At 69.5% G+C, this 18678-nt stretch carries 16 protein-coding genes; 6 read left to right on the forward strand and 10 right to left on the reverse strand.

The window, feature by feature from the left end:
• Nucleotides 1-587 precede the first annotated feature (587 nt).
• Complete coding sequence (locus RIF23_RS04895) at nt 588-1262, forward strand: RDD family protein (RefSeq protein ID WP_310911088.1); 675 nt, start codon at nt 588-590, stop codon at nt 1260-1262.
• A gap of 45 nt (nt 1263-1307) precedes the next feature.
• On the opposite strand, the gene RIF23_RS04900 is transcribed toward RIF23_RS04895, so the two are convergent.
• The 10 genes from RIF23_RS04900 to RIF23_RS04945 all read right to left on the reverse strand — a co-directional run bounded on the left by RIF23_RS04900 (nt 1308) and on the right by RIF23_RS04945 (nt 11904).
• Entirely contained in the window at nt 1308-2171 is an 864-nt protein-coding gene (locus RIF23_RS04900; protein ID WP_310911089.1) for an alpha/beta fold hydrolase, read from the reverse strand.
• A 30-nt stretch (nt 2172-2201) separates the two neighbouring features.
• Complete coding sequence (locus RIF23_RS04905; protein WP_310911090.1) at nt 2202-2864, reverse strand: isochorismatase family protein; 663 nt, start codon at nt 2862-2864, stop codon at nt 2202-2204.
• A complete protein-coding gene (locus RIF23_RS04910) occupies nt 2857-3582 on the reverse strand; it encodes an SRPBCC family protein (RefSeq protein WP_310911091.1) in 726 nt (241 codons plus the stop codon). Before RIF23_RS04910 ends, RIF23_RS04905 begins: the two co-directional genes overlap by 8 nt.
• A 10-nt stretch (nt 3583-3592) precedes the next feature.
• Entirely contained in the window at nt 3593-4189 is a 597-nt protein-coding gene (locus RIF23_RS04915; RefSeq protein WP_310911092.1) for a (2Fe-2S)-binding protein, read from the reverse strand.
• Nucleotides 4186-6573 carry a xanthine dehydrogenase family protein molybdopterin-binding subunit gene (locus tag RIF23_RS04920; protein ID WP_310911093.1) on the reverse strand — a complete coding sequence of 796 codons (2388 nt, stop codon included), beginning with the start codon at nt 6571-6573 and terminating at the stop codon, nt 4186-4188. The genes RIF23_RS04915 and RIF23_RS04920 overlap by 4 nt, the downstream gene beginning before the upstream one ends.
• Entirely contained in the window at nt 6570-7430 is an 861-nt protein-coding gene (locus RIF23_RS04925) for an FAD binding domain-containing protein (protein ID WP_310911094.1), read from the reverse strand. The genes RIF23_RS04920 and RIF23_RS04925 overlap by 4 nt, the downstream gene beginning before the upstream one ends.
• Before the next feature lie 68 nt (nt 7431-7498).
• On the reverse strand, nt 7499-8764 hold the full coding sequence (locus RIF23_RS04930; protein ID WP_310911095.1) for an FAD-dependent monooxygenase: 1266 nt from the start codon (nt 8762-8764) through the stop codon (nt 7499-7501).
• Between the two features lie 64 nt (nt 8765-8828).
• Entirely contained in the window at nt 8829-9839 is a 1011-nt protein-coding gene (locus tag RIF23_RS04935; RefSeq protein ID WP_310911096.1) for a PTS transporter subunit IIC, read from the reverse strand.
• Between the two features lie 230 nt (nt 9840-10069).
• Complete coding sequence (locus tag RIF23_RS04940) at nt 10070-10831, reverse strand: maleate cis-trans isomerase family protein (protein WP_310911097.1); 762 nt, start codon at nt 10829-10831, stop codon at nt 10070-10072.
• 41 nt (nt 10832-10872) lie between these two features.
• On the reverse strand, nt 10873-11904 hold the full coding sequence (locus tag RIF23_RS04945; RefSeq protein WP_310911098.1) for a M29 family metallopeptidase: 1032 nt from the start codon (nt 11902-11904) through the stop codon (nt 10873-10875).
• A gap of 371 nt (nt 11905-12275) precedes the next feature.
• Between RIF23_RS04945 and RIF23_RS04950 the strand changes: the two genes are divergently transcribed.
• The 5 genes from RIF23_RS04950 to RIF23_RS04970 all read left to right on the forward strand — a co-directional run bounded on the left by RIF23_RS04950 (nt 12276) and on the right by RIF23_RS04970 (nt 18676).
• Nucleotides 12276-12785: a MarR family winged helix-turn-helix transcriptional regulator gene (locus RIF23_RS04950; RefSeq protein ID WP_310911099.1), complete on the forward strand. Its 510-nt coding sequence runs from the start codon at nt 12276-12278 to the stop codon at nt 12783-12785.
• Between the two features lie 101 nt (nt 12786-12886).
• Nucleotides 12887-13774 carry a hypothetical protein gene (locus tag RIF23_RS04955; RefSeq protein WP_310911100.1) on the forward strand — a complete coding sequence of 296 codons (888 nt, stop codon included), beginning with the start codon at nt 12887-12889 and terminating at the stop codon, nt 13772-13774.
• A gap of 340 nt (nt 13775-14114) precedes the next feature.
• Entirely contained in the window at nt 14115-14828 is a 714-nt protein-coding gene (locus tag RIF23_RS04960) for a Crp/Fnr family transcriptional regulator (protein ID WP_310911101.1), read from the forward strand.
• A 599-nt stretch (nt 14829-15427) separates the two neighbouring features.
• Nucleotides 15428-16459 (forward strand): hypothetical protein, encoded by a 1032-nt coding sequence (locus RIF23_RS04965; RefSeq protein ID WP_310911102.1) that lies wholly within the window; start codon nt 15428-15430, stop codon nt 16457-16459.
• A gap of 120 nt (nt 16460-16579) precedes the next feature.
• Nucleotides 16580-18676: a hypothetical protein gene (locus tag RIF23_RS04970; protein WP_310911103.1), complete on the forward strand. Its 2097-nt coding sequence runs from the start codon at nt 16580-16582 to the stop codon at nt 18674-18676.
• Nucleotides 18677-18678 lie beyond the last annotated feature (2 nt).

Below are 18678 nucleotides of genomic sequence, written 5' to 3' on the forward strand. Positions count from 1 at the left end.
ACGCAGCACCCCGTTCGGGTAGTGAAGCGCACCCCGCACGCCCGCCAGGCGCCCGAGGCAGGCCACACTACCCCGAACCACCGACCACCCCCGGCTCCCTCGCCCGACCTGGGTGGCCCCGAGACGGCTATGGCGCCTCGGGGCCACCCCCAGACGACCAGAGCCCTCAAAAGCCGATGGGGGCGACAAAAAGCCGATGAGGGAGACACGCACCAGACAAACCCCCACCCAACCCCCCGGGAAGCGCCCCCTGCCCGGCCCGGCAGGCCGCCGCCCCCACCACACCCCCCGCACCACTGACGGCGAGATCATCGAAGATGCCCAGTTGGTGGCCAGCGAACTGGGCACCAATGCGATCCAGTGCACAAAACCCCCATCAACGATCTCGGCCGCCCGCGGATGCCGGACAATCGACGCCGGTTCCGGGTTCACCTCGGCGAGCTGGATTCGGACCGCCATCCCGCATGTTCGGCGTGCAGCCCCCGCCTCCCCGCCCGAAAAGAAGTCGCCATGATCGAAAAACCGTGCGAGAATCCCCCGGCTTGTCACCATTCATCCCGCATACGACCGGAAATCCGTATTCCGACATGAGCCAACCATTCCAGCAGCCACACCCGGCCCCACCCCCCGCTGGCACCGGTCCAGCTCCTGGTTATCCTCCCCCCACATCTCCGCACCGTCCCTGGGCTCTCCCGGCCGCGCAGCTTCCGGGGCCGCCTCCCGCCGGGTACGGAGCCCGGGCGGGTGCCTACGTGGTGGACCTCCTTCTGGTGGTGGCGATGTTCCTCATCGTCTTCTACGGGGGCATGTTCCTCGTGATCGACCTGACGGGCGCCCAGGGCCAGCAGATGGAAGACGCACCGGAGCCGGCGATTGCCATGGTCCTGCTGATCCCGGGGACAATGCTGTTGGCCTTCGCCTACTTCTGGCTCATGCACGCCCACTCGGGGCGCACCGTGGGCAAGCTCCTGTTCGGCATCAAGGTGATCTCCATACAGACCGGCGAACGGCCCTCCCCAGGCCTGGCTGCCGGCCGGGTGCTGGTGCACTGGGGGCTGAGCTGGGTCGGCTGTGTCGGCTGGTTCCTCGACGTGCTGTGGCCGCTGTGGGACGAACCGTACCGCCAGGCCGTGCACGACAAGGCGGTCCGCACCCGTGTCGTGCGGGTGCGGGGATCCCAGACCTGGGATCCACCGCCGTACCCGCAGCCCCCGGCAGCACCACCCCAGTCGCCCCCGCAGGCGCCGGCGCCACCCCGCTAGCGGCACGCCGGCCCCGCGGATCGGCGCGCCCCGTGGGGCCGCCGGTCAGGAAGATGCGCCGGTTGGGTGGGACCCCAGTGTGGTCAGGACCTCCCGGGCCACGGACCGCGCTCTCGTGGGGTTGTCCCAGAACACCATGTGGCCAGCGTCCTCCACCGCGACCAGGGCCGCGGCCGGGTTGGTGGCCGCAGCCTCGGCGGCCCCCTCGGCGGTGACCACCGGGCTGTCGGCCCCGTACACCAGCGTCGTGGGCGCGGGCACGGACGGCCAGGTCGCGAAAAAGTCCTCGGTTTCGAACCCACGGTGGGTGGCGTCGATGGATTCCGGGTCGCAGCTGGCGAGCCAGCGGGCGCGCAGTTCCCGCTCCCGTTGGGACCACCGTGGCCAGGACTGGGCGACCTCGGCCGCGGTGGTGCCTCGTTGGGCCTGCTGTAGCTGGCTGCGGAACATCTCCAGTGTGGTGGGGTAGGGGCCGCGGCCCGGCCCGCTCATGGGCGGGTCGACCAGGATGCTGCCGCGCACCGAGGTGGGCGCTCGAGCCGCCGCGACGGCGGCGATACGGGCGCCCAGGGAGTGGCCGAGCACGATCGGACGGTCCAGTTCCAGACCGGTCATGATCGCGTCGACGTCGTCGGCGTAGGCGTGCAGGGTGTACTCGGGTGCGGCGTCGGACAGGCCACGTCCGCGCAGGTCCACCACGATCGGCCGGACGAGGTCGGTCAGCTCGCGGGCAACGAAGTCCATGCTGATGGCGGGGCTGGTGATGCCCGGAAGTACGAGGAGGGGCACACCGTCTCCGCCGTAGTCGAGTAGGTGCAGTCGCAGGTCACCAGAACGGACCCACCGCCCGGTGGCGGGAACGTCGGCGAGATCGGCGAGGGCCTCCTGGGTGAGCAGGCGGTCAGTCATGGCGGTTCCTCCGGAACGCGGGGTGGCGGGTCAGGCGGTGGTGAGCGCGGTGAGGTAGGAGCACGCGTCGTCGAGATCGATGACGTCGCCGTACTTGGCCTGGATGTCGAACAGGTTCGCCTCGTGGGGACCTTGGGCACGATCGCCCACGCACGCGCGGGGCACCAGCACCGAGAATCCCGACTGAACGGCGTCCACGGCGGTCGCGCGCACACAGCCGCTGGTGGTGGCACCGCAGATCAGCACGGTGTCCCGGTTGAGTCCGGTGAGCATCGCCGCGAGCGCGGTGCCGAAGAACGCGGATGGCCCCTTCTTCACCAGCAGTGGGTCGGTGTCGTGGATGGGTAGGCGTGGGTCCAGGGCGACCGCGTCACTGTTCTCGGTGAGTGCACGCATGCCGCGTGCCTTGTCGAGCCAGCGCACCGTGTCCCCGGCCAGCTCGGCGGGGGTGTAGGCGATCGTGGTGTACAGCACCGGTATTCCGGCGGGGCGGGCGGCCGTGATGAGGCGTGCCGTGGCGGCGACGACGTCGGTGAGGTCGGCGCCGGACGGGTAGCTGTCCTCGGTGAAGCCGCGGGCCAGATCCACCACGACGATGGCGGGGCGGCTACCGCGTCGAACGTCGCCGCCGAAGCCCGCGTGGGCGTAGGTGGCGTCCGTGTGGTGGCCGTGGGTCGATGTCTCCTCAGCCACGGTGGACCTCCCGGAAGTACCGGAGCTGCTTCTTCTGGGCGGAGAGCCGGCCCAGCAGCCACCCCTGGAGCACGCCGACGCCGAAGGCGGCCACGTGCGGGAGGTAGCGGGCGGCTGGCCCGAGGACGAGGCTCAGGCCGTCGAGCTGGTCTGTGGTCGTGGTCGCCGCGCTCGGTGGTGCTGCGGGGGCGGGGACGGCCCCCGTGGCGTCCTCGCCCCCCGCGGTGTCGGTGGATGTGACGGTTCCGGTGGCCGGTGGGGTTCCCGGCGCGGTGTCGTGACTGAGGAGTTCGGCGAGGTTCGTGGCGAACTGGGTGAGTAGCCGTTCGGAGACGAGGGCGATGGCTCCCTTCCCGAACTGTGCGATCTTGCCGCGGATGAGCAGGTCGGCGTCGATCGTGAGGAGCGATCCCTCCCCGTTGTCGGTGATGGCGAGGCGCACTTCGGCCTCGGCGTCGCCGCTTCCGTGGGTGTCGACGCCACGCGCCTGTGCGTGCAGGCTGCGGTTGGTGGCGTCGACGTCGAGGAAACGCACGGTTCCGGAGTAGCTGGCGGTGACCGGGCCGACTTTGACGGTGACGGTTCCGTGGTAGGTGTCCCCGTCGCGGCCGTCGAGGTGAGCGCCGGGGACGCAGCCCGCCACCCGCTCGACGTCGTTGACCAAGGCGAAGACCTGGTCCGGTGGGGCGTCGACCGCGACTGTGTTCTCTAGTTTCATGGTGGGTTCCTTAGGGTGACCGGGGCGTGTCGGGCTGGCCGTGTCCGGGATCGGCCGCGGCCCTGGCCGGGCCGGCAGGAGTGGTGGTGTCTGCTGCCTGCGTTGCGCTGGGTGCGGCGGCTGGGCCTGGTGCGCAGCGGCGTTTCCGCGCACAGTCGTCCACGGCCTCCACGATGGGCTGGTAGCCGGTGCAGCGGCACAGGTTGGCCGAGACCGCGGCCCGGATCTCGGATTTGGTGGCGTGGGGATGTTCGGTGAGGAAGCCCTCGGCGAGCATGAGGAAACCGGGGGTGCAGAATCCGCACTGCAAGGCGTGGTGTTCGGAGAAGGCACGCTGGAGGTCGTTGGGGGCCTCCGGGCTGCCCAGCGACTCCACTGTGCGGATATCGCGTCCCTCGGCTTGGACTGCGAACATCAGGCAGGCGCGTGCGGGCGCTCCGTCGACGAGGATGGTGCAGGCGCCGCAGACGCCGTGTTCGCATCCCACGTGGGTGCCGGTCAGCCGCAGGTCGTGCCGGATGGCATCGACAAGGGTGCGGCGGGCGGCAACGAGGAGTTCGTGGTCGTGGCCGTTGACGGTCAGGGTGATCAGGTGCTGCTCGCTCATGGGCGGGCCTCCAGGGCTCGTTGCACCGTCTGCGGTGTGATGGGCGTGGCGTCGAGCTCGATGCCGGTGGGCCGGAGTGCGTCGTTGACGGCGTTGAGTACCGCGGCCGGGGCGCCGATGGTTCCGCCCTCCCCGACACCTTTGGCGCCGCTCTCGGTGAGCGTGCAGGGGGTTTCCAGGTGGTGGATCTCGACGTCCGGGATCTCGGCGGCGGTGGGGACCTTGTAGTCGATGAAGCTGGCGCAGGACGGTTCACCGTTGCTGTCGTAGGTGATCTGCTCGAAGAGGGCTCCGGCGATGCCCTGGGCGATGCCGCCGCGACACTGCCCCTCCACAATCTGGGGATTGATCGTGACGCCGCAGTCCTCCACGCACAGGTACCGCAGAATCTCCACCTGCCCGGTTCCGGGGTGCAGCTCCACGACCACGGCGTGCGTGGCGTTGGCGAAGGTGCCGTCCCCGGCAGGATCGAAGCTGGCTTCGGCGGTGAGACCGGGCTCGGTGTCCTTCGGCAGTAGGTCGGCGCGCAGGTAGGCCACCGTGGCGATCTCGGAGAAGGGAAGCTTCCTGCTGTGGTCGTCGCGTTGACGCACCGCACCGTTGTGCAGCTCGACGTTGTCGGGCTGGGTCTCCAACAGGTGTGCCCCGATGTGCAGGAGTTTCGCACCGAGCCGGTCGGCGGCCAGCGATGCGGCGCTGCCCCCGATCGTCACCGAGCGGCTCGCGAAGGTCCCCCAGCCGTAGCTGACGCGGTCGGTGTCGCCCTGCTGGAGCTTCACCCTGGCCACGTCGATACCCAGGCGACTCGCGACGATCTGCGCGAACGTGGTCTCGTGGCTCTGACCGTGGTTCATGGTGCCGGAGGTGACGACGATCCCGCCGCTGGGGTCCATCCGCACCTGGGACAGGTCGAACCCGGGAACCACGGTCATCTTGCGCTTGGCGAAGGCATCGCTGGCGTATCCGGTGCGCTCGTTGAAACAGCAGTAGCCGATCCCGAGAATGCGCCCCGCGTCGGCCAGCTGTTCCTTGCGCTCGTACCAGCCCTCGTCCCGCACCAGCTGTTCACACAGGTTCAGCGACTCCAGATAGGTGCCGGGATCGTAGGTGACGGCGTTGACCCCGGTGTAGGGGAAGGTGGTGATGACGTTGCGCCGCCGGATCTCAACCGGGTCGAGGCCGAGCTCGCGGGAGGCGCGCTCGAACAGCCGCTCCATCACCATCACGTACTGGGGGCGGCTGACCCCCCGGTAGGGCGCGCTGGGAGCCTTGTTGGTGGTGACCGCCCGCCCCCGCACCCGATAGGCCGGGACCCGATACACCCCGGGCATCTCGGCGGAGGCCATCAGCGGCTCGATGCCGGCGGAGAACGGGTAGCAGGAGTAGGCACCCATATCGCAGACGATGTCGGCGTCCAGGGCGAGGATGTGCCCCTCGGCGTCGAAGGCGGCGCGGGCGTCGTAGCGCTGCTCCCGGGCGAGGAAGGCCGCACTCAGCGCGTCTCTCCGGTCCTCGATCCACTTGACGGGGCGTTCCAGGCGTAGGGCCGCGGCCGCGGCGGCGATCTCCTCCCGGCCGACCACACACTTCTGCCCGAAACCACCCCCCATGTCGGGGGCGAGCACCCGCACGGTGCGCTCGTCACGGCCCAGGCAACGGGCCAGCACCGTGCGGACCTGGTGCGGCACCTGGGTGCAGGTCTGCACCATCAGCTGTTCGTCCCGGTCGTCCCAAGCGGCAACGACCCCGCGCGTCTCCAGCGGGAGCGCGTTCTGTCGGCTCGAGCTGGCTTCGACGTGCACCACGTGGTCGGCGGCCGCGAAGACATCGTCGATGCCTTCGGTGGCGAACAGGGACACGTCCAGCAGGGTGTTGTTGGGGGCGTTGTCGTGCACGAGCGGGGCGCTGTCAGCGAGGGCTTGGTCCGCGGAGACCACGGCCGGGGCGGTGTCGTAGGTGACCCGCGCGGCCTCCACTCCGTCCTCGACGGCGTAGGGGTCCTCGGCAATGACGATGGCCAGGGGCTCGCCGACGAATCGCACCCGGTCGCGGGCCAGCACCGGCATATCGGTGGGTACGAACTCCGCGGCCGGGCGTTCCAGGATCGCGGTGATATCGCCCAGGTCGAGGTCGACGGCGCTGAACGCGGCGATGACACCGGGGGTGCGCCGGGTCGCGGTGAGGTCGAGTTCGGTGACCGTGCCGGCGGCAACGGTGCTGCGTACGAACTGGGCGTGGGCCATACGGGGCAGTGCGATGTCGTCAACGAAACGGCCGCGGCCCGTGAGCAGGCGGGGGTCCTCCCGGCGGCGAACGGAGGCACCCACCCAGGTTCCGTCGCGGTCGAACCGGGGCTCGGTGTGGTGCGGCGCGGTGGTGCTCATCGGGCAAGAGCCTCCTCACAGGCGCGTTCGATCAGGTCCCGGGCCAGGTTCCGGTGGTAGGCGGCATCGCCGTTGGGGGTGTCGGGCGGGTCGATCTCGGCAGCAGCCGCGGCGGCGCACTCGGCGAACAGGTCCACACTGGCGACCTCGCCCCGCCGGAGCACCTCCTCGGCGGCACGGGCCCGGACGGGAACCGGGGCCACGCCGCCGAGTGCGACCCGGCCGCCGCGCACGGTGTCCCCGTCGAGGTCGAGGTCGACCGCTGCGGCAACGGTGGCGAAATCCCCGTGGCGTTCGGCGAACTCGGTGAGGGCTGCACGAGGTGCGGGCCGCGGAAAAGTGACCTCGGTGATGAGCTCGTCGGGTTCGACCGTGGTGGTGTAGAAGCCCAGGAACAGATCCGCGGCGGCGATGCTGCGCTGGCTGCCGCACGGCCCCCGCACGGTGACGCTGGCGTCCAGCAGCACCGCCAGGAGGCACCACTCGGCCGTGGCGTCCGCATGGGCGAGGCTGCCACCGACCGTTCCCAAAGCGCGGATCGGGGTGTGGCCCACCCAGGACATGGCGGCCCGCAGTACCTCGAACTCGGGCCCGAGCTGCCGCCCTGCGGTCTCCACGGTGTGGTGGGTGGTCAGGGCCCCGATCCGCAGGGCGGAGCCGTCTCGGGTGATGTGGTTGAGCTCGTGCAGTCTCCCGATGTCCACGAGATGCCGTGGCCGAGCCAGGCGGAAGTTCATCATCGGTACCAGGCTCTGGCCACCGGCGAGAACCTTGGCGTCCGCGCCGAGTTCGGCAAGCAGCGCGGTCGCACCGTCAACGTCGCGGGCTCGATGGTAGGCGAAGGCAGCTGGCTTCATTTCGGCTCCTCGGCCACGGGGTCACCCCGGTGTGGCGGGGCGGCCCGTGGTGTGCTGTCCCGTGCTGGTTAGCGAACGAACTGGTAAGTGAAGGACTCGGTGTCCTCGTCGCGTAGCGGCGTGCCACGCCACAGCAGGTCGTAGGAGATCGCCGACTCTCCGTGGAAGTCACGTAGTTTCGCGTCGCGTTCGCGCTGCCGCGGGCCGTCGTGCAGGTGGTACAGCTCCATGTTGCGCAGGGAGGCGTCCTGCACCATGGCGGCGCGCGTGGCGCGTCGCGATACGTAGCGCATCAGGGCGTCCGGGGCGTGCGCCGCGGTAACGGCCCCCAGCTCCTCCGCGAGGACGGCGGCATCCTCCATGGCCTGCGAGGCCCCTTGGGCCTGGTAGGGCAACATCGCGTGGCAGGCGTCGCCCAGCAGGGCCACCCGGCCGTCCACCCACACCGGATCGGGGCGGCGATGGTACATCGCCCAGGCGCTGACAGTTTCGGCCTTCGACAGCATGGCCGACACCCGGTCGTCCCAGCCGGGAAAGGCATTGACGAGTTCGTCCGCACTGGCCGGAGCGGACCACTGCTGATCCAGCCCCGGAGTGGCGGGCACGATGGCGACAATGTTCAGGTAGGCGCCGCCGCGGATCATGTAGTGCACCAGGTGCCGGTCCGGCCCGTACCAGATGGTGCTCTGAAAGCGGTCCATCAACCAGCGGGTGGCGGGATCCGCAGCGATCCGGTCTCCGGGGATCAGCGCCCGGTAGGCCATCTCGCCGGAGAACCGCAGCGTGTCCGGGAACCCCGCGGCGTCGCGTACCCGCGACTGGATACCGTCGGCGCCGATCAGGACGTCACCAGGGATCCGCTGGCCGTTGCTGGTGACGGCGGTGGGTCGTTTTGGGGTGCTCTGGTCGATCTCAACGACCCGACTACCGGTGCGCACCTGCACCACCGGCCCGGGCCCCTCCGGGGCGAGGCAGGCATCCAGGATGACACGGTGCAGGTCGGCGCGGTGATAGTGCCAGTACGGTGCGTTGTACTCCCGTTTACACCGGTCTCCCAGCGTGGTCTGTCCGATGACGCTGCCGTCTTGCCAACGGCGGCGCACCTGGTCCTGCGGTTCGGTGTGGATCGCCTCCAACTGCTCCCGCAGCCCCAGCCGCATCAGGATCCGGCTGGCGTTGGGAGCGGTCTGGATTCCCGCGCCGACCTCCCCGAGCTGGGGGGCCTGCTCCAGCACGGTTGCCTGAATCCCCTTCTGGCGCAGCGCGAGGGCGGCGGTCAGGCCGCCGAGACCGCCTCCCGCGATCGTCACCTCGTGGGACTGGCTGGATGGCATTCTTTCCTCCAAGCGATCTGCACGAGCCGGCCCGCTGCCGGCCCAACTGCGAGGTGCGGTGGGCCTATCCCTGGTGAATCAGCTGGTCGCCTTCCCTGATCCAGGAGATGCGCCGCAGCGCAACCGAGAACCCCCAGGCGAGCAGGGCAGGCAGGAGCACGTGGAACATGGCGATCAACGCGAGCAGCTGGTAGCTGAAGCCCATGGTGGTGATCGTCATGATCTGGCCCACGAGCCCCGCTGTTCCCATTCCGGCTCCGGCGGCGTTGTTCTCCATACCAAAGATGATCACGGCGAACGGAGCGAGGATCGCGCCGGCGAGCGTCGGGGGAATGAGGATGCGCGGGTTCTTCAGAATGTTGGGCACCTGCAACATCGAGGTACCGATTCCGAGGGAGGCGAGGCCACCCCAACGGTTCTCCCGGAAACTGGCCACGGCGAAGCCGACCATCTGCGCGCTACACCCGATGGTAGCGGCGCCGGCCGCGAGGCCTCCGAGATCCAGCATCACGGCGATGGCGGCGCTGGAGATCGGAAACGTCAGCGCGAGCCCCATCAGCACGGCGATCAGCACACTCATCACGAGCGGTTCCTGCTCGGTCGCCCAGTTGATCATCCCGCCGAACTGGCGCAGGCCACTGTCGATGGCGGGGCCGATGGCCCAGGCGAGCGCGAAGCCGACGAGGATAGTGACGGCGGGCGTCACCACGATGTCCAGTTTCGTCTCTTTGGAGATCAGCTTTCCGACCTCCACGGAGAGCACCGCGGCGAGGAAAGCGCCCGCGGGGCCGCCCAGCTCGGCACCGGCAGCGCCCGTGGCGGCTGCCGAGAACAGCACCAGGGGTGGGGCGTTCAGCGAATAGGCCACGGCCACGCCGATGGCCGGACCGAGCATTCCCATGGCCAGGGTGCCGGCGTCGATCAGGAATCCCGCTCCGGTCTGCTCCCCCACGGTCTGGATGATCAGCCCGATAATGAGGGACGAGAACAGGCCGAGCGCCATGTAGGACATGGCGGTGATGAAGTAGGTGTGCAGCGAGGGACGCACACCCTTGGTTTCGAGAAAGCTACGCATGCCTTCCCCCGATCGGTTGGTGTACACAGCAGCTCGGGTCGTGGCCCAGGGACGTGCCGGGCCACGATTCAGCCACCCTGTGGCTGGTTGTCGTGTGTCGTCACGGGGGCTTCATCGCCGCCCTGTTCTCGTCGCCGAACCCGCCGGTGTGGCCTCCTCCCGAGACGGGCCGGGCTGGTGTCGCCGGCCCCGCCGGGCCTCGACGGCGGGGGCGGCGGGGCGGATCCGCCCTATGCGGGGGACACCGCCCCACTGAGGAGGTGTCCGGCATCCGGCACGGTCGTGGCCACACCGAGCTCGCGGAGCACGCTGAACGTGGTGGCCGTGGCCGCGGAGAGCACCGGAACGGGCGCCTGGTCTTCGATCCGTTGGATCACGGGCAACGACGGCATCTGTACGCACGCGGAGACCACGAGCGCCTCGGCGCGCCGCAGATCCAGCCTGCGCCAGTGCTCCTCCAGGTCGGCCGGATCCAGTCGGGCGACCGCAAGGTTGTCGGGAACCTCGAGGCTGAGCGAGTCAACAACCTCGAATCCCGCGTTCTCAATGTAGGTGATAACCGTCCTGGTCAGCGGTTTCAGGTACGGCGTGAGGATCGCGACCCGACGAACCCGCAGGGCGGACAGCGCCGTGAGGAGTGCGCCGGCGCTGGAGACGACGGGCGCCGTGGCGTTGTGGGTGCGTAACACCGTGGAGATCGCGTCCTCGGCGGTGCAGTGGTAGCCGGGGCCCTGCGCCATGATCGCCACCAGGCAGGCCGAGGTCACGATGTCCGGGCGGGCGTCGGCCAGCTCCGCTGCCGCCCGGTCGCTCTGGGCGTTCATCTCCCGTAGCTCCTCGGGCGTGACCTGGCGCATCCGGGTGCGCGCACTGTGGAACGTGAAGCGTTCCTCCGGGTGCAGGGTCTCCCGGGCCCGCAGCATGCGGGGAATCTCGGTCTCCATGGTCAGGTTCGAGCTCGGCACGATCATGCCGATGCGGTGATCCGGCACAGCTGTCTCCTGTCCTCTCCGGCGCCGGTGGGAACGTGGCCTCAGCGGCGCCGGGCTGGGCGCATCTCGGGTACGACGATGTCGCCGTCCCGCACGATCGGCTCGTCGTCGAGGAAAAGGCTGCACCCGCGCATCGGGATATCGAAGTGGCACGGGGTGTCGTTGGGGCCGCCCAGCTCGTTGTTCGGGCCGATGGAGAACATGACGTTGCCGTAGAACGAACGCAGCTCCATGCCCATGCCGCCGGGAAACTGGGTCAGCCCGTGCCACTGGGCACGCTCGTCGAGTCCCCAACCCACGTGCGACATGCCGTAGCCGCGGGGATCCTCGAACGAGGCGATGTAGGAGGCCAACAACTCCGCGTCCAGACCGCCACGGATGTCGGTGATGAAGCCCTTCTCGATCGTGAGGGTGACCGGGCTCTGTACATAGGTGTTGAACGGCAGCAGCACGTCCCCCGGCGAGAGCACGATGGTGCCGTCCACGCCGTCGTCGGCGCCACCGGTGAATACGAAGGCTGCCGGCCAGTGGTCCCAGCGGCCGGGGATGTCGGTATACCCGTACTCGCTCATGGTCGGGTAGACGCCGAGCTGATAGACGACGTCGGTGCCGCCGGGGCTGGTGATGCGCATGGTCTGGGCTTTGGCGAGGATCTCGGCGCCGACCTCAACCCGCTCCCTCAGCTCGCGGGTGGGCATGAGGCGCCCCAGGAGGGGAGCGGGTTCGACGACCGTGAGGATGCGCGTATCGGCGTCCTGAATGGCGAACTGTTCCTTGCTGAACAGGAGAAAGGTGAGGTCGATCAGCATGTCGGCCTGCTTCAGGGCCTCCACGGCGACCGGGTTGCCTGCCAGCCCGGACTCGCCCACCGCCCAGGCTCCGGAGGTGTCGCGGGCCGTGGGCAGGCGCATATGGAAGGTGTTGGCACCGAGCTCCTGCGCGGCGAACAGGAAGGCGTCGGCGTAGTCGCTGCGCTCGGCGCCGCGGGAGAGTACCGCGAGTGTCTCTCCGTCACGGACCCCGCTGAGCGTGAGCTGGCGAACGCAGAGGTCGTTCAGGCTGTTCTGGTCCATGAGTGCTCCACCACAGATTTAGTCCGGATGCTGATAATCCGTACTCGGACTATCCGGACACCAACTATCATGGACGAGCTTGGGCATCGTCAAGGGTGTGGCACGTTGAATTGTGATTCCGTTCACGTTGCGCGCGTGTGTCTCCCCCACCCACAGCGGTGTCACACCACGGCCGAGGCCCGGAAGAACCACCGTGGACCCCGCAGGCGATACCTCCGCACACACGCATCCGCACTGCCACACCGGCGGACCGGGGACCAGGCAGGTGGCTGTATCGGGCGTCGTCCCACCCGGAAGACGGGTACATTCGCCGCAGCGTGGCCTGCCGCCGAAGGCCCGAACCGCACGGAAATCCGGAAGGGAAGCGAACTGTGAACGGTGACGACCGCAGCGACAGCACCGCCGTCGAAACCGGCAGGACCGCGGACCCGGGCACCCCCTCCACCCCACCGGAGCTGATGGCAGCTCCCGGGTACCTGGTGCGGCGGCTGTACCAGGCCTACATCGCGGTATGGGCCCAGACCGTGGACGCCACCCTGACCGGCCCCCAGTTCGCGGTACTGACCGCGATCCGGCACTACCCCGGCGTGGATCAGGGGTCCCTGGCCTCGGTAACGGCGCTGGACCGCTCCACCATGGCCGACATCTCCCGCCGTCTCGAAGACCGCGGGCTGATCCGCCGCGAAACCTCGCCCACGGACACCCGACGCAAGCTCCTCCACCTCACCGAGCACGGCGCCACAGTGCTCACCGAAACCAACCACCGCGCCCGCGAACTCGACGAGCGCCTCCTCGCGGGCTACCCGCCCGAGGCGCGCGAACAGCTGATGAACCAGCTCACCCGCCTCGCCCACGACTGGGAAGACCTGAGTCAGCGATAACCGCTCCGGGCAGGCCCCATCGGACTACCACAGCCCCGGGCGAACCTTCCCAATTCGCCGAACCTCCGAAAACCCACGGTTACCGCCGCTAACCTTGCGTCATGCCTGATTCCCCCCACGAGGCCCTGCACCAGGTGATCCGGGATCACGCCGAGGTACTCGGCCGCCTCTACACACAGGTGTTCGACGAACCACCGCCCGTCCTGGGCGCGGCGACGGTACTGAACGTGGACCTCACCGAGGTTCGACCCATGATCCGCTACCCCGACACGGTGCTGCACTATGCGGGCCCGCCCGAACACATCGTGGTCGTGGAGTCCCAGACCGACCCGGATCCCGAGAAGTGGGACGCGTGGCTCTACTATCTCGCCTACCTGCGCACCCGCTACGGCTGCGACGTGACAGTGCTGGTACTGAGCCCTAACCAGAGCACGGCCAACTGGGCACGGCAGCCGTTCCGGATCGGTCCGGCACGTCGCCCCACCAATGTCTTCCAGGCCATCGGGCTGGGGCCCCAGGACATTCCGACGGTCGCGGACGCCACCGAGGCGGGACGGGACGTGGTCTATGCGATGTTCACCGTGCTGGTGCACCGCTTGGACCCGGCCCCGGAAAGCGAACTCACGGCTCTCGCCGAGGCGTTGGCTACCATCGATATCGAGACCGCGAAGTCGCTGGCGCTGTTCACCGATGCGGGGCTGGGCGCCACGGTCGCCCAGCAGATCTGGAGGAGTCTCATGCACACCCAGGAGTTCGACTACCAGTCCGGGCTTGCCGCCGAATACGAGGCCCGCGGGGAAGCCCGGGGTGAAGCCCGGGGTGAAGCCAGGGGGCGGGCCGCGGATGTACTGCGAATTCTGGAACGCCGCGGGGTAACCGTGCCGGAGGAGGTACGCGCCCGCATCCTGGACTGCCAGGACCCCGCACAGCTGACCACGTGGCTCGACCGCGCACTCGACGCCCACACCGCCACCGACCTCTTCGCCTGAGCGCTCCAGGCCACCGCCGGCACGAGACCGCCCCGGCCGGTCACTTCCTGAACCCGGTAGTGAACCTGCGGGCCGTGGCACAGTGCAGCCAGCACCGGCGCCCAACCACCAGGCACACGGCACGGGCAATCGCCCGGTCTCGTCCTGGCCGCGGCCACGCCGAACCCAGACCGGATGCCGGCCACGCATCCGGCGAGCCCGAGGATCCCGCCACCCTCCCCGCACCCGCGGTCCGCATGCACGGCGTGCTGGCCGTATCCGGCCATCGTGATCAGCCTCCCGGCGCCACACGGGGGAATCGCTGTCGGTGGATCCGTGCACCGACAGGAGGGGAATCGCAATGCACCGGCAGGGCCTCGGAGCACTCGTCCACAACGACCAGTGGACCCACCTACTCCGAGCGGGGGCGACCCGCTGGTTCGACCCGGGCGAGCGACTGATCCGCCAACACGACCACGACCGGACCGTCTACCTGCTCGTCGAGGGAACCGTGAAGGTCTACACCCACCGCCCCGACGGGGCCGAATCCCTCCTGGCACTCCGCGGCCCCGGGGAGTCCCTTGGCGAATTCGCCGCGCTGTCCGGACTTCCCCGCACCGCCACGGTCGCAGCCTCCGGCGGCCCCTGCCTGACCCGAGCCCTGCCCGCGGACCGGTTCCGGGAGATGATTCGCGAACTGGCCCTGGACCAGGTGCTGTGGCAGCACATGGTTCGTCGCCAGAGCGAGAGCGACTCCATGCGGGCGGTGGTAGCGGGACTTCCCGCGAGCCGACGCCTCGCGAGTGCGCTGGTGTGTATGGCGGGCATGCTGGGCCTGGACGTCACCGGGTGGCCGAACCGGTGCGCCCCCGAGCGGAATACCGCCCCCAGGGGCACCGTGTTGCAGTTGGGACTCTCCCAACAGGAGCTGGGCGAATGGATCGGCCTGTCCCGTGCTTCGGTTGCCGCCGAACTCTCCCGGATGCGCAGCCAGGGCATCATTCGCACCGGGCGCCAATCCATCGCGGTACTGGATCTGGACCGGCTGTACCGTCTCGCGGCGAGCGAGAGCTAGACCGTACTTCGGGGCAGGTTTGTGGGCCGGGTTGTTGGTCGGGCGGCTTCGGTGGGTGTTGTCGGGGGCGATGGCCGTGTTGCTGCTGGTGTGAGCTTGGCGGACCCTTCTCCCCGAGGGTGGGGGTGGTGTCACAGTTGGGTCAGCGCGGCGATCCGGGTCCGGATCCGTGCCGGTGTTCCCGGGCGGCGCCCCGGGAGTTGTGGTGTCGGTACGTACGCACCCGCACGCGCCGGGGTGGCCGCCGGCGGCGTCGCACCACGGTAGTCACCCGTGGCGTCCTGTTCCGGGGCGCTCCCCAACACGACGCCCAGCGGACTGTGGGTGCGGTGGGCGTGGGGCGCAGGGCATCGGTGCCGGGGCCTGGGGATCGTGTCGGGGTGGGGTTACGGAGATTCCGGCAACTCTGGGTGCTCCCCAGCGCATGGGGCGCCGGACGGGCCGCTGGGGAGCAGTAGCGCAGTGGCACTGTTGGGGCGGGCAGCGGGCACTGTCAGCACGGCGAGTAGGGGCGATGTGTCGAATTCTGGACAGAGTCCACGTGCGATAGCCACCAGAGTCGGGCGGGACCGCACTGTGAACCGACCGAGGAGCCATCGATGGACACGTCCGTCCGACACAGCACCAGCAGCTACATGCCCACCTACCGCGCCGTTCTGGCTGTGGACGCCGAGAAGTACAGCCGGGCCAGCTCCCGGCACCAGCGTCTGCTCAACCAGTGCCTGCTGGACTCACTCGGCGAGGCCTTCAACCGCAGCGGTCTGGCCGAGCAGTGGCGTACCGCCGCGTTTCCGCAGCACACCGGAGACGGCTACCTGGTGGGGGTGGAGCCGCCCTATCTGCCGTTGCTGGTCTACCCGCTCCTGGACGAGCTGCAAGCAGTCCTCGCCGCGGCACAACCCCAGCTGGCCGCCGAAGACCGGTCGCTTCGGCTCCGTCTACGTGCCGCGCTGGGCATCGGGCCGCTGCCCGACAGCGGCGGAACCGAAGCCGGTGACGGAATCGGCACCCCCATGAACGAAACCCACCGGGTACTGGACTCGCCTGTGCTGCGGCGGGCCCTGGACGACTCCGACCCGGACACCACCTTCCTCGCCGCGGGGCTGACCGGACGTGTCTACGACGACGCGGTCCTCGGCGGCTATGTGGCCCTGAACCCAAGCCTGTTCCATCCGGTAACCGCCGAGCTTCCCGACAAGAACTTCCGTGCCGAGGCGTTCATTTACGTCCCACGCCCCTCCACCCGCCCCACCCAGACCGACACGGACGCCGATCAACCACAGCCGCCCGGTGCTACGACGGCCGCCGGCCCCTCCCCCATTCCGGGCGAGGACGGCAGCGCCGCAAACACGGGCAACACCCCCGCGGCCCACACCCTGAACACGGTGCGCGACGTCTCCGGGCGGGCGGTCCAGGAGGCCCACGCCGGCGGCAACATCAACCTCGGGGACCAGACCAGTGTGGACACGCAGAACAACCTCGGTGGGATCACCGGAAACGTCGGCACGGTCGTCAACGGGACCGCCACCAACGTGAACACGGGCAGCGGCCACCAGGTGAATCACCTCGGCCCCAGGCACGGAACCGCACCCAGCGACGAGGGCGACCAGCCTACCCGCGACGGGGAATAGCACCGCCCCGATCGCACAGCCCGGCCGGCCACGTGCCGGTCCGACCGGTCCGGTGGTGCCGTGTGTCGCGTCGCCACCGGACGAGCCGCTTGTCCCCGGTGAGCCCAAGGAGACGTGTGCATGGCCACACACCCCGGCACCCATCCCCCACCACTGACGGCGGACCCCCGCGACCCACGACCGACCGTGGGCACGCACGTCCAGGGCACTGCGGAGAACGTGAACAGCGGCTCCGGGACCCAGGTGAACCTCAACGTGTCCCTGGCAGACATGCCCGAAGAGCAACTGCGCGAGTTGCTGAGACTCCCCGGAACCCAACGACGCCGCCGCCAGGACGGGGTACTGACCGCGCAGGACGTCACCTGGCACACCACGCGTTTCGTCGCTCCCCGCGGATTCCCCGCACTGTCAGCCGACACGACGCCCGACTCCACGACGCTGTACCTCACCGGACCGTCCGGCAGTGGCCGGTGGGCCGCGTCCCTGTACTGGCTGACGTGCACAGGCGCCACCGGGGCGGGAATCCGGCAGGTGCGAGATTCCGAAACCGAGGACGGGCCCCAGGAGCAGTTCTTCACCGAGCCTCCGGAGGAGGGAGAACTACTGCTGCTGGATCTCCGCGGCGTGGGCTCCACGCGGCTGTCCCGATTGGCCACGGAGCTCCCCGGATTCCAGCGCGAGGTCCAGTCCGCCAACGCCCGCCTCGCGATCGTTCTGCGGCCCGAGCAACAGGTGGTGCTGGGGCCGGAGGCATCCGGCCGCACAGTCCATATCCATGCTCCGGACGCAACCGCAGTGGTGCGCTCCCACCTGCGGCACGGGGGGCTTCCGGCGGACGAGACCGTGCTGGCCTCAGCGGAGGCCCAGCAGCTGTTGGTGCAGGCCACCGCGGGACAGGCCGCCGAGCTCGCCGAGCTCACCGTGCAGGCACACATCGCTCGACACGGCCGGGCCGGCTTTGCGGAATGCTTCACCGAGGCCCAGGCATCCTTCCAGGACTGGAGCGAAGCACTGCACGAGCTGCTGCACCAGCACAGCTCCACCACCGAACGGACCGTGCTCCTCGCGGCCGCGGTGTGTGCGGGCATGCCGCTGGAACAGGTGCACCGGGCCGCGCAGGGTCTGCTTGCCCAGGTGCGGGCTCCTGACGCGGAGGAACCGCCACCGCTGGAGCGGGCCGGGTTGACCACACTGCTGCGCCGCCTCGGTGTCACAGTGCACCCCAGCCGGCGTGTGTCCTTTCCCAAACTCAACTACGCGGCGGCAATCCGGCACCGGTTCTGGGATGACCATCCGGACCTGCATCCGGTATTCGTGACGTGGCTGTCGAGTCTGGTTCGGGACACGGCGTGGCCGCAACGCGATCGCAACACCATCGCGGGCCGTCTCGCCGAGATGTGCCTGCGGGGTGACCGACTGGACCTGGTACTGGGCCTGGTCCAGAGCTGGACGCCTGCTGCCAAGGACAACGAGTCTGGGCACACGTCCGAGCCGGAGGCGGTGCTCCTCCTGACTTCGGCGCTAACCGATCCGACAGCCGGGCGGGAGGTACGCCGCCAGCTCTACCAGTGGTCACGGGATCGGGATCTTCCCGGTGCCAGAGCCCGAGTGGCCACACTCGTGTGTGCCCGGGTGCTGCACCATAGTCACCCCCGGCAGGCCATCGTCCGACTGTTGCACCTGGCGCGTGCCGACAGCCAATCCGCGAGGTTCGCGGAACAGGAGCTCGTTGACCTGGTGCGGGATCCCCCGTCGCGCTGGCTGGCGCTGCGGCAGCTGACTCACCGGGAGACCCCCCGTCCCCGGGACTGGGAGCTGTTTGCGCGGATCACCGCGCCGGAGGTGCTGGCCGCGGACGGCGGTGCCTTTCCTCGCTGCACGCGGGAACGCGATGCCTTTCTGACCTGCGCGGAGCGGGCGATGCGCACCGACCCGGAGGCGGCACGACTGCACACCCGCCGATGGCTGGCGGCAGCCGCCACCGACTCGCGATGGCGCCACATGCTCGATCTGGTGCTGCGGGCTGGGCGCACGGCGGGCCGTACCGATGTCCTCTACGCCACGGCACGACGCTGGGTGCTGGCGGCGCCCGACGCACAGACACGGGCCGAGCGTAGGGAACCTGCCCTGTCCCTCATCGGGGAGCTGCGGTGCGGCCGTTCCCGTCCGGACCGCAGCGAGGCCGGTTCTCGTGATGCACCCACACCACAACGGTAAGG

Origin of the sequence: Lipingzhangella rawalii, assembly GCF_031628175.1 — a bacterium.
Taxonomy (GTDB): Bacteria; Actinomycetota; Actinomycetes; order Streptosporangiales; family Streptosporangiaceae; genus Lipingzhangella_A; species Lipingzhangella_A rawalii.

Bases quoted from the DNA above. Each gene is read 5' to 3' on its own strand.
- RIF23_RS04895 (WP_310911088.1), top strand. From the start codon at position 588: ATGAGCCAACCATTCCAGCAGCCACACCCGGCCCCACCCCCCGCTGGC.
- RIF23_RS04900 (WP_310911089.1), bottom strand. From the start codon at position 2,171: ATGACTGACCGCCTGCTCACCCAGGAGGCCCTCGCCGATCTCGCCGAC.
- RIF23_RS04910 (WP_310911091.1), bottom strand. From the start codon at position 3,582: ATGAAACTAGAGAACACAGTCGCGGTCGACGCCCCACCGGACCAGGTC.
- RIF23_RS04915 (WP_310911092.1), bottom strand. From the start codon at position 4,189: ATGAGCGAGCAGCACCTGATCACCCTGACCGTCAACGGCCACGACCAC.
- RIF23_RS04920 (WP_310911093.1), bottom strand. From the start codon at position 6,573: ATGAGCACCACCGCGCCGCACCACACCGAGCCCCGGTTCGACCGCGAC.
- RIF23_RS04925 (WP_310911094.1), bottom strand. From the start codon at position 7,430: ATGAAGCCAGCTGCCTTCGCCTACCATCGAGCCCGCGACGTTGACGGT.
- RIF23_RS04930 (WP_310911095.1), bottom strand. From the start codon at position 8,764: ATGCCATCCAGCCAGTCCCACGAGGTGACGATCGCGGGAGGCGGTCTC.
- RIF23_RS04935 (WP_310911096.1), bottom strand. From the start codon at position 9,839: ATGCGTAGCTTTCTCGAAACCAAGGGTGTGCGTCCCTCGCTGCACACC.
- RIF23_RS04945 (WP_310911098.1), bottom strand. From the start codon at position 11,904: ATGGACCAGAACAGCCTGAACGACCTCTGCGTTCGCCAGCTCACGCTC.
- RIF23_RS04955 (WP_310911100.1), top strand. From the start codon at position 12,887: ATGCCTGATTCCCCCCACGAGGCCCTGCACCAGGTGATCCGGGATCAC.
- RIF23_RS04960 (WP_310911101.1), top strand. From the start codon at position 14,115: ATGCACCGGCAGGGCCTCGGAGCACTCGTCCACAACGACCAGTGGACC.
- RIF23_RS04965 (WP_310911102.1), top strand. From the start codon at position 15,428: ATGGACACGTCCGTCCGACACAGCACCAGCAGCTACATGCCCACCTAC.
- RIF23_RS04970 (WP_310911103.1), top strand. From the start codon at position 16,580: ATGGCCACACACCCCGGCACCCATCCCCCACCACTGACGGCGGACCCC.